Here is a 13,959-nt window from a genome sequence, read left to right as displayed (position 1 = left end):
ATTCGCTGTGTTTTTATCTGTAAAACTAAGGAATAACAATGGCGCAAGCGCAATCAGGGATTTGTGCTGAAGCAAACTTACACGGTTTGCACTTATTTTTTAATGTGTTTGATGGTCAAGACGAATCACTTCGCGCAAAGTTAAAACAAGTAAGCGCTATAGAAGAAGAGTTTAGCGATCAATTTTCAGAATCAATGCTCTCTTGTATGGTTGCTATTGGTGCGCAATACTGGCCGCATATCCTCCCTGAATACATTCCAAGCGAATTACAGAGCTTTCCCAATATAACCCATAGCGATCACCAAATGAGCGTACAACCGTGCGATTTATTTGTGCAAATTCGCTCTGACCGTGAAGATGTTAACCATTTATTTGCGCTGCAAATTTTAAAATTATTTGCCCCCGATGTTGAGCTGGTGGAGCAAATTCGTAATTTTCGTTTTTTAGATGGTCGTGATTTTAACGGTTTTATTTATGGTGGCGACACCGCACATGGAAGAAAAAAGCGCGCTACGGCTTTAATCAGCAACCCTGGTAGCTTTGAAGATCAGGGGAGTTATATTCATGTTCAGCGTTATAAACATGATTTAACTATGTGGCAGCATTTATCATTGAGTGAGCAAGAGCAAATAATGGGACGTACGCGTCTTGATAACACGCTAATTACCCCAGCGATCGAAACCAGCCATGCTTCGCGAAGTGAGCTAAAAGACGAAGACGGACAACCGCTACTATTAAATCAAAGCATGCCTTATGGCGACGTGTATGAGCAGGGAATGTTATCAATTACATGCGCTTGTACGGGCACCGCATTTGAAAAAGTACTTAATAGTCGTTTAGGGGAAGGGGATTGCTACGACCACTGGCTTGATTTTACTCAAGCCGATATGGGCTCTGCTTTCTTTGCACCTTCAATAGGGTTTTTAAAACAAATTTAATTTGCTATTAAACCGTATCAAATAAAATGCGAACGCGTTCAAGTGTTACATCTATTTCAGATATTTTAGCAGGAGCGATAAAAATAGTGTCATCGCCGGCAATAGTTCCTAGTACGCCATCTGCTTTACCTAATGAATCTAATAAACGTGCAATAAGCTGAGCAGCACCTGGGCTGGTACGAATGATGATCATCATTTCGTTGTGCATAATGTCGATTACTAATTGGCGTAATGGGCTTTTAGCCGTAGGTACACCCATTTCAGCAGGTAAGCAGTAAACCATTTCTTGTTTGGCATTGCGTGTGCGTACAGCGCCAAATTTACTTAACATGCGTGATACTTTACTTTGGCTTATATTGTCAAAACCTTGATCTTTTAACGCATCAACTATTTCGCCTTGAGAGCCAAAATTTTCTTCTTTTAATAGTGATTTAAATGCTTTTACCAGTGCTTCTTGTTTATCTTGTGGTTGCATAGTCTTTATTCGTTTTTGTTATTTATGCCGCAAATTCTACACAAAAATGAATAATTATGCAGCAGTTGTTTAGTTAACTTGCCAGTTTGATGCGTTAAATCACATAAGTTTACGACTATGGTCGAAAATATACTTGAAATAGACAGGATAAATTTGTTTTTAGTCGCTAATTTCATTATCTTAAGAGCCACAAATGTTTCCTACCTCAAATTACGGAGAATTCCAATGAAAGTTGCTGTATTAGGTGCTGCAGGCGGTATCGGCCAAGCGTTGTCTTTATTATTAAAAACAGGCTTACCAGCTGGCTCTGAATTATCACTTTATGATGTTGCACCAGTTGTACCAGGTGTTGCGGTTGACCTTTCTCACATCCCAACAGATGTTAAAGTTGCAGGCTTTGGCGCAGACGATTTAAATAAAGCGCTTGAAGGCTCTGACATCGTTCTTATCCCAGCGGGTATGCCGCGTAAACCAGGTATGGATCGTGCTGATTTATTCAATGTAAATGCTGGCATCATCAAAACGTTAGCAGAAGGCATTGTTGCCAGCTGTCCTAAAGCGTTAGTAGGTATTATTACTAACCCAGTAAACGGCACAGTTCCAATTGTTGCTGAAGTATTCAAAAAAGCAGGTACTTACGACGCTAAACGCGTATTCGGTATTACTACGCTTGACGTTATTCGTTCAGAAGCATTTGTTGCTGAACTTAAAGGCGTAGACGTAGCAACTGTAAAAGTACCAGTAATTGGTGGTCACTCAGGCACAACTATTCTGCCTCTACTTTCTCAAGTTGAAGGTGTTTCTTTCACTGATGAAGAAGTTGCTGCACTTACTCCACGTATCCAAAATGCGGGTACTGAAGTTGTAAATGCTAAAGCAGGCGGTGGTTCAGCTACGCTATCTATGGGTGCTGCTGCAGCTCGTTTTTGTATGTCTTTAGTTAAAGGCCTACAAGGTGAAGAAGTTGTAGATTACGCTTACGTTGCTGTTGAAAATGGCGATGCAGAGTACTTTGCACATCCAGTACGTTTAGGTAAAAACGGTGTAGAAGAAATTCTTTCTTACGGCGAACTAAGCGCATTTGAAACAAAAGCAAAAAATGACATGCTTGAAACTCTGAAAAAAGACATCAAAGAAGGTGTTGATTTCATGGCGTAATAGCCGGTTTGAGCGATACCAATTGCATTAAATAAATGAGCAGTTATTACGATGGATAAATAGCTCGTTAGCAAGGCAAATATTACGATGTATAGTTGTTCTATATAAATAATATTTAACGCAGCTAATGAGTTATTTAGCCCGAAAGAATGCTTAATGTTTTGATAAAATTGGTATATAAAAAAGCCTGCATTTGCAGGCTTTTTTATTGCTCAGAATTAATGTCACACTATGTAACTAGTTAAAACTAGTGGTCGCGGTCAACCGCAATACGGGCAAGGCTTATAAGTGCTTGCTTATAGTCAGACTCAGCTAAAAAGTCTAAACAGGCAATGGCTTTTTCGGCCTCAAACTCTGCTTTTTGCATTGTAAACTCAAGCGCATTAGTTTGTTTTAGTGCAGTTAAAATTTCTTCTAAATGCTCCATACCATTACTGTGCTCTATTGCATCACGAATGAGCTGTGTTTGCTGCTCGCTACCATGTTGCATAGCATAAATAAGCGGAAGGGTTGGTTTGCCTTCAGCTAAATCATCGCCAATGTTTTTACCTAGCTGCTCAGCATCTGCATTGTAATCGAGTACGTCATCTACTAGTTGAAACGCAGTACCTAAATGCATACCGTATAAGTTTAGTGCATCAAGTGTCGCTTGGTCTTGCTCTGTGATAATGGCAGCAAGGCCTGTAGCTGCTTCAAATAATTTAGCCGTTTTAGAGTAAATAACCTGCATATAGCTGGCTTCAGTCGTATCTGGGTCATTGCAGTTCATCAGCTGCAATACTTCACCTTCAGCAATAATGTTTGTTGCATCGGCAAGTACTTGCATAATCTGCATTTTTCCAAGGCCAACCATAAGCTGAAATGAGCGAGTATAAATAAAGTCACCAACCAATACGCTAGCAGCATTACCAAATTCAGCATTTGCTGTAGGCGTGCCACGTCGTAAGTTTGATTCATCTACAACATCATCATGCAATAGCGTTGCTGTATGGATAAACTCAACAATTGTTGCAAGTGTTATGTGATCTTTACCCTGATAACCGAGCGCTTTGGCTGCTAAAATAGCCAGCATTGGACGAACGCGTTTGCCGCCACTGCTAACTATATATAAACCAAGCTGATTAACTAACGCCACATCTGAGCGCATTTGCGCGTGTATAAGTTGATTGACGTCATTCATGTCGCTTTCGATTAACGCCTGGATAGCTTTTATATCCATTGATCTCCGAGCCAATTTTTATGTGTGAACGGCGCAGATTGTACAACAAAAAATGCACTAGCTCGATATTTTGTGACGATTGATTGAAAAAACACTATTAAAGTACTTAATTTAGACTGAATTAGCCAAGATAACTGATTAATTGATAATCAATATAGAGTTTATGGTGTGCTTAGATATTGAGCTGTGAGGGTCATATTTGAGTACATTAATTTATTTCGGCTAAGAGTTAAAAAGCGCTTGGCAAAAGGGCCAATTAATATAAAATGGGGTAAATATTGAATTGCTCTCAAAGCAGCTACTTTTTATTCATTTTAATTACAAAATAGGCTTGCTAGTTATTTCGCGTTAGCGTAAACTTCGCGCCCTATCGAAGAATATTTTAGTTGCGCCGATTTGAGGGTGCACAGACGGAGTTAATTATGTACGCGGTTTTCCAAAGTGGTGGTAAACAGCATCGTGTGACTGAAGGTCAAACGATTCGTCTTGAAAAATTAGACGTTGAAACTGGTGCGGCAGTAGAATTTGATTCAGTACTTTTAGTTGCTGATGGTGAGAAAATCGAGATCGGTGTACCGTTCGTAAACGGTGGCAAGATAACAGCTGAGGTTGTTTCACATGGTCGCGGTGAGAAGATTAAGGTTGTTAAATTTAGACGCCGTAAGCATTCTCGTAAGCAAATGGGCCATCGTCAATGGTTCACTGAAGTTAAAATCACTAGCATTAGCGCTTAATTAGAGGTACTTAGAAATGGCACATAAAAAAGCAGCTGGTAGTACTCGTAACGGTCGCGATTCAGAAAGCAAACGCCTAGGTGTTAAGCGTTTTGGTGGCGAATCAGTTCTAGCGGGTAGCATCATTGTTCGTCAGCGTGGAACTCGTTTCCACCCTGGTACTAACGTAGGTATCGGTAAAGACCACACTATCTTCGCAAAAGCAGATGGTAAAGTTCAGTTTGAACAAAAAGGTCCTTTAAACCGTAAATACGTAACTATCGTAACTGAGTAATCAGTAAGGTAGTTAAAAACCCCGCCTTTGCGGGGTTTTTTGTTTTGTAGTCAGCCAATATATACCCAAGCCTGCATTTGTGCTGGCTTGGGTATATAATAGAGTTATTAAACAAGCCAATCCCTAAAGTGAGTAATCATGAAGTTTGTAGATGAAGTAGAAATTCGCGCAGAAGCTGGAGACGGTGGCAGCGGCATCGTGTCTTTCCGTCGTGAAAAATATGTTCCAGATGGTGGACCAGATGGCGGTGACGGTGGAGACGGTGGTAGTGTTTATCTACAAGCTGATGAAAACTTAAATACCTTAATTGATTATCAGTTTGAGCGCTTCCATAGAGCTGAACGTGGTACTAACGGTCGTAGCCGTAACTGTACAGGCCGAAAAGCTGATGACTTATTTGTTATGGTGCCTGTAGGCACGCGCATCATGGATGTTGATACCCAAGAGGGACTTGGCGATTTAACGCAACATGGTCAACGAATTTTGGTTGCAAAAGGTGGTTTCCACGGCTTGGGGAATGCGCGTTTTAAATCAAGTACTAACCGAGCACCTCGTCAAAAAACATTAGGCACACCAGGTGAAGTACGTAACTTAAAATTAGAGTTACTATTATTAGCTGATGTTGGTTTACTTGGATTACCAAATGCCGGTAAATCTACGTTTATCCGCAGTGTATCTGCAGCAAGACCAAAAGTAGCTGATTACCCATTCACGACGCTTATTCCTAATTTAGGTGTAGTACGTCCTGAAGCAAATAAATCATTTGTTATAGCCGATATTCCGGGTCTAATTGAAGGTGCATCTGATGGCGCAGGCCTAGGTATTCGCTTTTTGAAACATTTAGAGCGTTGTCGTGTGTTGTTACACATTATTGATGTAATGCCGGTAGATGGTTCAAACCCTGTTGATAATGCGTTTTCGATTATTAACGAACTGCACCAATACAGCCCTAAATTAGCTGAGAAGCCACGCTGGTTAGTATTTAATAAAATAGATTTATTACCAGAGGATGAAGCAAAAGCGTTATGCGAATCGATTGCAGAAGAGCTGGGCGAAACTGAAAATATCTATCACATTTCAGCAATTAATAAACTTAACACTCAACCATTAATCCACAACATAATGACACTACTTGATAGCATGCCTAAAGAGAAGTTTGTACAAGTGGAAGATGAAGAAGTTGAATTTAAGTGGGATACCTATCATGAAAAAGCCACTAAAGGTAAGGGCAATGATGATGATTGGGATGACTGGGATGAAGATGATTACGACGTAGAAGTTGTCTACGAGCGTTAATTAAATAGAATTTACTAAAAAGGAGCTTATGCTCCTTTTTCTTTGTTTAAGAATAAAGTACTAGGTGTATATTATGATAATTTCAATGATTGCAGCAATGGCAAATAACCGTGTAATTGGTCTAGATAATAAAATGCCATGGCATTTACCTGCAGATCTTCAGCATTTTAAAAAGGTCACTACGGGTAAGCCTGTGATCATGGGTCGTAAAACTTTTGAGTCTATAGGTCGTCCATTACCTGGGCGCCGTAATATTATTATTACTCGAAACAGCGAATATACTGCACAGGGTATTGAAGTAGTAACTACGCCAGATGCCGCATTAGAACTCGTTGCTACTGCTGAAGAAGTAATGATTATTGGTGGTGGTAATATCTATGAGCAATTTTTACCAAAAGCAGAGCGCCTGTATCTAACTTTTATTGATTTAGATGTTAAAGGCGATACACAGTTTCCTGATTACAATAAAGTTGCTAATTGGTACGTGAAAGAAGAGCAAGAAAACCATACGGATGACAAGAATTTATCTAGTTATAAATTCGTAACTTTATATAAAGAACGTTAACATTATTGCGTAAATTTTGATAGATTGATATAATATTCGATAGTCTATATAAGAACAAAGTATTATAAAGGGTTTGTCATGTTTAAATTACCAAAGCTAGTTGCACTTACTGCCGTTGTAGCTGTTAGTTCGTTTTCGTATACAGCACCTGTAAATGCTGAAGATCAATTAGCAGTATCTATTTGTGAATATATTGCGGCAGACGATAAAAACCGATTACGCAGCAAGCTTAAAAGCTCTCGTGTAAAAATTCGTAATATTTATGATGCAGTACAATGTAATGGTAATAACTTATTACGTCATGCTGTTGCTAGTAATGCAGTAGATACTGGTGAGTATATAGTTAAAAACTTATCAAAAAGTGCGTTAACAGATGGTGCTGATATTGCTTGGGCTGAAGGGAATTTTGCCAGCTCACCGCTTATTGCAGTAATTAAAGAGCGTGCAGGTCTTTAATTATAAAAAGGTTTTGTAACGCGACCTTTAGTTAGAAATTTATTGGTCTGGGTTTGTTATTTATAGCAAACCCAGGCTTTTTTCGTTTAGCTAATGTAATCTCACCCCACAACAAAATCATTAATAAACTTCATAACTTACCTGCTCATTTTAAATAACCAAAAATGTAGAGTCTCTGTTTAATAAACAGCTTCAAATTTACTTCTTCAAAAGAGGTAACTTTATTCAGCTGGTATCTATTTTGTATCTGCTAGTTTGTACCAATACGCAATGATACTTAATTATTTTGCGGGGCTAAACGTGTCGCACCTGTGTTAAAAAATTCTCATTTAGAACAACTAAGTAGCGAATTTTTTGCCTAGCTATCAACACGTTTTTCCATCCTAAAAATAGATCACTTAATTAAGCGAATTGATATTATTTACAAACTTAATCACTAAGGACAGATATGAAAGCTGTAATTCCAGTAGCTGGCTTAGGGACGAGAATGCTCCCTATGACAAAAGCTATCCCAAAAGAAATGCTCCCAATAGTCGATAAGCCTCTAATTCAATATATTGTCAGCGAATGTGTGTCCGCTGGTATTAAAGATATTGTGTTAGTTACGCATAGCTCTAAAAATGCAATCGAAAACCACTTTGATACAAGTTATGAACTAGAAGCGACTCTTGAGAAGCGTGTTAAACGAGCTTTATTAGATGAAATTCGCTCTATTTGTCCAAATGATGTAACTATTATGAGTGTACGCCAAGGTGAAGCTAAAGGGCTTGGACATGCTATTTTATGCGCTAAACCAATAGTTGGTGATAACAACTTTGTTGTGCTCCTGCCAGATGTGATACTTGATGCCTATACTGCGGATCAAGAGACTGAAAACTTAGCGGCCATGATTAAACGCTTTAAAGAAACTGAAGCAAGCCAAATAATGCTTGAGCCGGTAGCTAAAGAAGACGTTAGTAAATATGGTATTGCTGATATAAATGGTGTTGAGTTAATGCCAGGTAAAAGTGCTGCAATTAAAGCAATGGTTGAAAAACCTGATGCAGATTTAGCGCCTTCTAATCTAGCTGTTGTAGGGCGATATGTACTGAGTAAGAATATTTGGCCTCTACTTGCAAAAACGTCTGTAGGTGCTGGCGGTGAAATACAACTTACAGATTCTATTGACGCATTAATGGCACAAGAAACCGTGGAAGCATTTCATATGAGTGGTCGCTCTCACGATTGTGGAGATAAGTTAGGCTACTTAAAAGCAATTGTTGAGTACAGTCTGCGAGATGAAAAGCTAGGTAATGATTTTTCAAGTTTTATAAATGATTTGAATTTACCTTAATACAGCGCGTATTCTTCGTTCTATGGTAGGCTATTTTGAGCTACTAAGTTAGCCGTACTTTTTATACCTAGTAGTAGGCTACGTAGTACGATTGTTACTTATTCTGTATTAATCTTTTCAAGGAATTACCATGATTGAGCAAGGCCAAGAATTACCAGCAGTGACGTTAACGCAATTAACTGACGACGGTATGCAATCTCTTACAAATAAAGAATTGTTTGAAGGTAAAAAAGTCGTGTTATTTGCAGTACCTGGTGCGTTTACACCAACGTGTTCAAATGCCCATTTACCTGAATTTATTACCCTTGCTGATAAAATTAAAGCAAAAGGTGTTGATGCTATTTACTGTGTATCAGTTAATGATGCATTTGTTATGAAAGCATGGGGTGACTCACAAAACGCGCAAGAAATTACAATGCTTGGGGATGGCGATGGAAGTTTCACTAAATCGTTAGGGCTTGATAAAGATACTGCTAGTTTTGGTGGTATACGTTCAATGCGTTACGCTATGATTATTGAAAATGCACTAGTAACTGGTTTATTTGTAGAACAAGACAAAGAGTTTGTTGTAAGCCGCGCAGAATCAGTATTAGAGAAGCTATAACAGTAATAAAGTGTAGATTTTAGCTTTAACTAATCAGCTAGTTATTATTGAAAAAACCGATGTTGGAACAACATCGGTTTTTTTATTAAAGACTCAAACTTTAAATTACGGTTGGTATTGCCCGCTAAGCGTTAAACCAGAGAAAGTGCTATAAGCGTTAACGCTTAAGTGCCAAGTACCTGCTTGTGGATTAGTAAATGTACATGTTTCTGCATTGCCATTTTTATAAGGGCGGCAATCGTATGAGCTTGCTGTTGGTTGGCTACCGTATTTTACAAATAAATCAGCATCGCCACTGCCACCCGATGTTGTTACTGTAAACGTACTCATTCCAGCTGGTACATCTAACGTGTAATGTTTCCACTGCCCAGTATTGGCTGACACATCGCTTATAGTGCCTCCGCCTGCTTGTGGAGTACCTGAACCGCCACCCGATGATGAACCACCAGTAATATTACCTACCAAGCTAACAGCTGAATACGCAGAGTAGCCGTTAAGCATTACGTGGTAAGTTCCCGCAGTAGGGTTATCAATAGAACACTCTTCGCTATTACCGCCTTTATATGGACGACAATCATAGGTAGTAGTTGTAGGTTTACTGCCTGCACGTACGTATAAATCAGCATCGCCAGTACCACCACTCATAGTGAATGTTACGTTAGTTGCACCGCTTGGTACTGTCATCGTGTAAAATGCTTGTGCATTTGCAGCCCCACTTAAACCTGTTTTAGCTTCACCATTAATAAGCTCGCTATCGCCGCCTGTAGGTGGAGTAGTGCCGCCACTTGCTGCTGCAACAGCTGCGGCTGCATCAACAATACCCGTACCACAGCTAGTACATGTCGCAGGGAACGAACGGGTAGTTGATTTTAAAATACTTTCTATTTCGTCAGGCGTTGCATCTGGCTTTGCTTGCTTAATAAGTGCCGCAACACCTGCTACGTGGGGCGCAGCCATTGATGTACCCTGTGAAAAGCCATAGCTGTCGCTTGAAGGTGTAGACGAACCTGAATTGTAAGTTGATAGAACGCCTTCAGAGTCGTTTGCAAAGCTTTGAGCGCCACCTGGTGCTGCAACATCAATATTGCTACCGTAGTTTGAGTAATAAGCTCTGCCGCCATTACGGCCCACTGAGGCTACGTTTACTACACCGTTACAGTTACCTGGGTTGTAGTTTGCTGAGTTATCGTTATCGTTACCTGCAGCAATAACTACCACAGTGCCGTTACTACGTGCTGTGTTAATTGCATTTTGAGTTGTAGAGCTACATGAACCGCTGCCACCTAAACTCATATTAATTACATCAGCAGGGTTTGAGTTAGCAGGAATACCTGAAACACTTCCACCAGATGCCCAAATAATACCATCTGCAATATCTGAGGTTAAACCACCACACTTACCGAGTACACGAACAGGCACTACTTTTGCGTTATAAGCTACGCCTGCAACACCTTCACCGTTATTGGTTACCGCAGCAACTGTGCCGGCTACGTGCGTGCCATGCCAGCTAGAGTTTTGTGCACCGTTAGTGCCACATTCATTCGCAGCAACTGCATCACCAGGATCACGTGCATCGCTATCGCGACCACCACCGTCATTAGCTACCGAAAGGTTAGAGATCATATCGTAACCCGGTAAAATATTAGCGTTTAAATCAGCATGAGGGCGGTAGCCCGTATCTAGTACAGCTACAACTACACCGCTACCCGTTGCGGTATCCCATGCGGTCGGTAAGTTTAAACCACCGGCTTGCTCGTAGTAGTGCCATTGGTCATCAAAACGTGGATCGTTAGGAGTTGAAAACGGCTTTAGCATTTGATCCACTTCAATGTATTCCACATTGCCAGAATCAACCATTTCTTGCATAAACTCTTGAGCTTCTGCCGCACTTAATTTTTTATCAGCACGCATTACGTGATGATTATTAAGTGCCATTGCACGAACGTATTTTGCTTTTACTTTGCCTTTTTTAGAAGCGAAGTTTTTAACAAAGCTTTGTGCGCGCTTTTTCATGCTAGCTGGGCTTGCGTCTGCAGTTGAGAGGCTCGCCATTTCGTTATTATTTTTATATTTAATAATGAACTGAGTTTCGAAACCGCCTTGGCTTTGTAGTTTAGCCGATGTTTCAGCCATTGAACTTGAAACTGATTGAGCCATGCCAGATGTTGCAGCAAAAAGCGTACTAACTGTAATTGCAATTGCGCATCTTTTAAAAGTTTTACTTGTTGTCATAATTATCCCTAGATTTTTATTTATTATTTCGTGATGTAGGATCACGATGCGGGAACAAAAGTAAACGATCTGTTAACTAGGTTAAAATATCAATTTATTATGTACCTCTTTCATTTAGTTATAACTCAGGTTTTTAGCGGTTTACTCGTTGTTTAGTATTTGTCATATAAATTAAAAATAAGTATAAAGGGTTGGTTTGTTGTGCGAGTAATTATTCCCGACTTATTACTGATGCGTTTTTGTTGTGTAATTGCTAATAATTTAAATGCTACGTTGTTAGCTATCAAACTTTGCTATAATCGGAAAAATTTTTTAGTAGGGTAAAATAATGAGTCAAGTAGATGTAATTGTAATAGGTGCGGGAGCAGCAGGATTAATGTGTGCAGCGCAAGCTGGATACCGTGGCCGAAGCGTTACAGTACTTGATATGGGGAAAAAACCAGGTCGTAAAATTTTAATAAGTGGTGGTGGGCGTTGCAATTTTACAAATGAAAACGCAACCCCTGATAACTACTTATGCGCAAATGCTCATTTTGTTAAATCATGTTTAAGTCGCTATACACAGCATGACTTTATTGAGCTTGTAGACAGACATGGCTTGGCGTATCACCATAAAACACTAGGCCAGCTTTTTTGCGATAACAATGCACAAGACATTGTTGATATTTTACTAACCGAATGCGAGTGGGCCGGAGTAAATATAAAACTACGCAGTGAAGTGATCAGCGTATCAAAAACCGAAACCGGCTATAGCGTTACTACAGAGCAAGAAACCTTAAGCTGTGAGTCGTTAGTTATAGCATCAGGTGGCTTAACTATGCCAAAACTAGGGGCTACACCAATAGGTTATAAAATTGCAGAGCAGTTTGGCTTAAGCGTGTTACCAACTATGGCTGCACTTGTGCCGTTTACTTTGCATCAGCATGATAAAGAGCGTTTTGAAGGGCTTTCGGGAATTAGTATTCCATGTGAAGTTTCAAGCGAAGACGGCACCGTATTTAAAGAAAATATCCTCTTTACTCACCGAGGGTTATCGGGCCCTGCAATATTGCAAATAAGCTCATTTTGGCGAGCAGGGCAGGCTGTAACTATAAACCTATTACCTGAAATTGATTTAAGGCAGCAACTTGCTGATTGGCGAGAAACACAAGCCCAAAAGTCCTTAAAAAATAGCCTTGCAACTATTTTACCTAAACGCTTTATAGAAATACTGCACGAAAGCAAAGCGATACCAGATTGTAATATTAATCAGCTTACCCATGCTCAAATAAATGAGTTAGTAAATTATATTCATGCGTGGCAAATTAAACCCAATGGCACAGAAGGTTATAGAACAGCAGAAGTAACATTGGGCGGTGTAGATACCGACGAGTTGAGCTCAAAAACCTTTGAAGCTAAAAAAGCTAAAGGCCTATACTTTATAGGCGAAGTAACTGACGTAACAGGTTGGCTTGGAGGCTACAACTTCCAATATGCGTGGAGCTGTGGATTTGCTTGTGGGCAGCACGCTTAAGTTTAGGCTATAAACCCATTTAAGTAAGTTGATTGAGCGATAACGGTTGAATCGTTATCGCTAACACATACTTTATTGCGTCCATTATTTTTAGCCTTATATAGCGCTGTATCAGCCCGCTCCAGTAGTTTTAGCACTGTATCGTCTTTTTGTATCGTTGCTAATCCAATACTTATAGTAAATGCTACATTTGTAACTGTGTTTTCGGCAATATACTTTCTCAGGTCATCGGCTTTTTTAGCGCTATCATTTAAAGAGGTGTTGGATAAAATAATAGTGAATTCTTCTCCACCCCATCGCGCAATAAGTGCGTCATTTCCCATACGGCTTTTTAATATTTTTGCAAATTCAGTTAGCACTTTATCACCAACCAAATGCCCGTAGGTATCGTTTATATTTTTGAAGTGGTCTATATCGCAAATAAGTAAGCAATGTGGGGTTTTAAAAACGTCATTTTTAGCAATTAACTGTGATAATTCAAAATCAAATTTTTGCCTGTTATAAAGCCCCGTTAACTTATCGGTTTCTGCTAAGTGTTGAATTTCTAAGTTACGGATAGATAATCGAGTGTATGCCGAAAACCGTGTTTTTTCGTAAAACCTAAAAATTAAAATATGAGCAAGGCTTACCTCTATAAGATTAAATAAAGAGCCTAAGCCAATTGTTACAGTTTGCTGTTGTTGTAAATACACAAGATACGCACAAATAGCAAAAGCGGCTGCACTAAATAGGCTTCCCCAGTTTCTTCCAACTAAAAAAAAGCTAAAAGGCGGGATTAACGTCGCCCAAAATAAAGAATGCGCATGCCCACCTACAGAAACCACAAACATCATTATTAAGCTAACGACCATAAGGGTAACAGCCCACGCTGCTGCATTTACGTTGGCTGTTTTATTAAACCAAGTATAAATACCTAACGATATCGTAAGTCCTAAGGCATCAATTAAAGCAATGTCATAGCTTTTAAAATAAAAAAGATTGAGGAGTGTTAAAACTAAAAAGTAACATGTAGTTATTAGTAAAGAGTGGGCTATTAAGCGAGTACGCCAAAAATCCTTATGGTCTTTTGGGTATTGTGGAAACTCTTTGTACCAAAAACCTAGCATAATGAACGACTCTTTAGCCTCTGAATTTAGTGATTATTACTTATATTAGGCTTTTA

At 39.4% G+C, this 13,959-nt stretch carries 14 protein-coding genes; 10 read left to right on the top strand and 4 right to left on the bottom strand.

Features of this window, described 5'->3' with window-relative positions; genetic code table 11:
* Positions 1-38 precede the first annotated feature (38 nt).
* Positions 39-938 (top strand): Dyp-type peroxidase, encoded by a 900-nt coding sequence (locus H5087_RS05570; RefSeq protein ID WP_182671418.1) that lies wholly within the window; start codon positions 39-41, stop codon positions 936-938.
* Positions 939-945: 7 nt separating this feature from the next.
* Here the strand turns inward: H5087_RS05570 and argR are convergent, their stop codons facing one another.
* Positions 946-1,413, bottom strand: a complete 468-nt coding sequence (gene argR, locus H5087_RS05565) for a transcriptional regulator ArgR (protein WP_002957753.1) — start codon at positions 1,411-1,413, stop codon at positions 946-948.
* 225 nt (positions 1,414-1,638) lie between these two features.
* On the opposite strand from argR, the gene mdh reads away from it, so the two are divergent.
* On the top strand, positions 1,639-2,571 hold the full coding sequence (gene mdh, locus H5087_RS05560; RefSeq protein WP_002957751.1) for a malate dehydrogenase: 933 nt from the start codon (positions 1,639-1,641) through the stop codon (positions 2,569-2,571).
* Between the two features lie 247 nt (positions 2,572-2,818).
* Here the strand turns inward: mdh and ispB are convergent, their stop codons facing one another.
* The gene (gene ispB / locus H5087_RS05555) at positions 2,819-3,790 is read right to left on the bottom strand and encodes an octaprenyl diphosphate synthase (RefSeq protein WP_007378733.1); all 972 of its coding nucleotides are present in this window, start codon (positions 3,788-3,790) and stop codon (positions 2,819-2,821) included.
* 422 nt (positions 3,791-4,212) lie between these two features.
* Here ispB and rplU point away from each other — a divergent pair, with 422 nt between their 5' ends.
* The 7 genes from rplU (at position 4,213) to H5087_RS05520 (ending at position 9,052) form a co-directional block, all read left to right on the top strand.
* Positions 4,213-4,524, top strand: a complete 312-nt coding sequence (gene rplU / locus H5087_RS05550) for a 50S ribosomal protein L21 (RefSeq protein WP_002957748.1) — start codon at positions 4,213-4,215, stop codon at positions 4,522-4,524.
* Between the two features lie 16 nt (positions 4,525-4,540).
* Positions 4,541-4,798: a 50S ribosomal protein L27 gene (gene rpmA / locus H5087_RS05545; RefSeq protein ID WP_002957747.1), complete on the top strand. Its 258-nt coding sequence runs from the start codon at positions 4,541-4,543 to the stop codon at positions 4,796-4,798.
* Between the two features lie 138 nt (positions 4,799-4,936).
* Positions 4,937-6,094, top strand: coding sequence for an Obg family GTPase CgtA (cgtA, locus tag H5087_RS05540; protein WP_002957746.1), 1,158 nt, complete (start codon positions 4,937-4,939; stop codon positions 6,092-6,094).
* Between the two features lie 73 nt (positions 6,095-6,167).
* Complete coding sequence (gene folA / locus H5087_RS05535) at positions 6,168-6,659, top strand: type 3 dihydrofolate reductase (protein ID WP_182671417.1); 492 nt, start codon at positions 6,168-6,170, stop codon at positions 6,657-6,659.
* A gap of 78 nt (positions 6,660-6,737) precedes the next feature.
* Entirely contained in the window at positions 6,738-7,115 is a 378-nt protein-coding gene (locus H5087_RS05530; RefSeq protein WP_024594810.1) for a DUF3718 domain-containing protein, read from the top strand.
* 448 nt (positions 7,116-7,563) lie between these two features.
* On the top strand, positions 7,564-8,448 hold the full coding sequence (gene galU / locus H5087_RS05525; RefSeq protein WP_182671416.1) for a UTP--glucose-1-phosphate uridylyltransferase GalU: 885 nt from the start codon (positions 7,564-7,566) through the stop codon (positions 8,446-8,448).
* Positions 8,449-8,578: 130 nt separating this feature from the next.
* The gene (locus tag H5087_RS05520) at positions 8,579-9,052 is read left to right on the top strand and encodes a peroxiredoxin (RefSeq protein ID WP_182671415.1); all 474 of its coding nucleotides are present in this window, start codon (positions 8,579-8,581) and stop codon (positions 9,050-9,052) included.
* A gap of 105 nt (positions 9,053-9,157) precedes the next feature.
* Here H5087_RS05520 and H5087_RS05515 read toward each other — a convergent pair whose 3' ends face one another.
* A complete protein-coding gene (locus H5087_RS05515; protein ID WP_002957741.1) occupies positions 9,158-11,284 on the bottom strand; it encodes a S8 family peptidase in 2,127 nt (708 codons plus the stop codon).
* Between the two features lie 328 nt (positions 11,285-11,612).
* Here H5087_RS05515 and H5087_RS05510 point away from each other — a divergent pair, with 328 nt between their 5' ends.
* Positions 11,613-12,797 (top strand): NAD(P)/FAD-dependent oxidoreductase, encoded by a 1,185-nt coding sequence (locus H5087_RS05510; RefSeq protein ID WP_024595536.1) that lies wholly within the window; start codon positions 11,613-11,615, stop codon positions 12,795-12,797.
* A 2-nt stretch (positions 12,798-12,799) separates the two neighbouring features.
* On the opposite strand, the gene H5087_RS05505 is transcribed toward H5087_RS05510, so the two are convergent.
* A complete protein-coding gene (locus tag H5087_RS05505; protein ID WP_182671414.1) occupies positions 12,800-13,903 on the bottom strand; it encodes a GGDEF domain-containing protein in 1,104 nt (367 codons plus the stop codon).
* Positions 13,904-13,959: the final 56 nt, after the last annotated feature.

The organism is Pseudoalteromonas sp. SR43-7, from assembly GCF_014163785.1.
GTDB classification, from domain to species: domain Bacteria; phylum Pseudomonadota; class Gammaproteobacteria; order Enterobacterales; family Alteromonadaceae; genus Pseudoalteromonas; species Pseudoalteromonas distincta.
The sequence above is the reverse complement of the archived record's forward strand: the minus strand, read 5'-3'. Positions and strand labels throughout refer to the sequence as shown.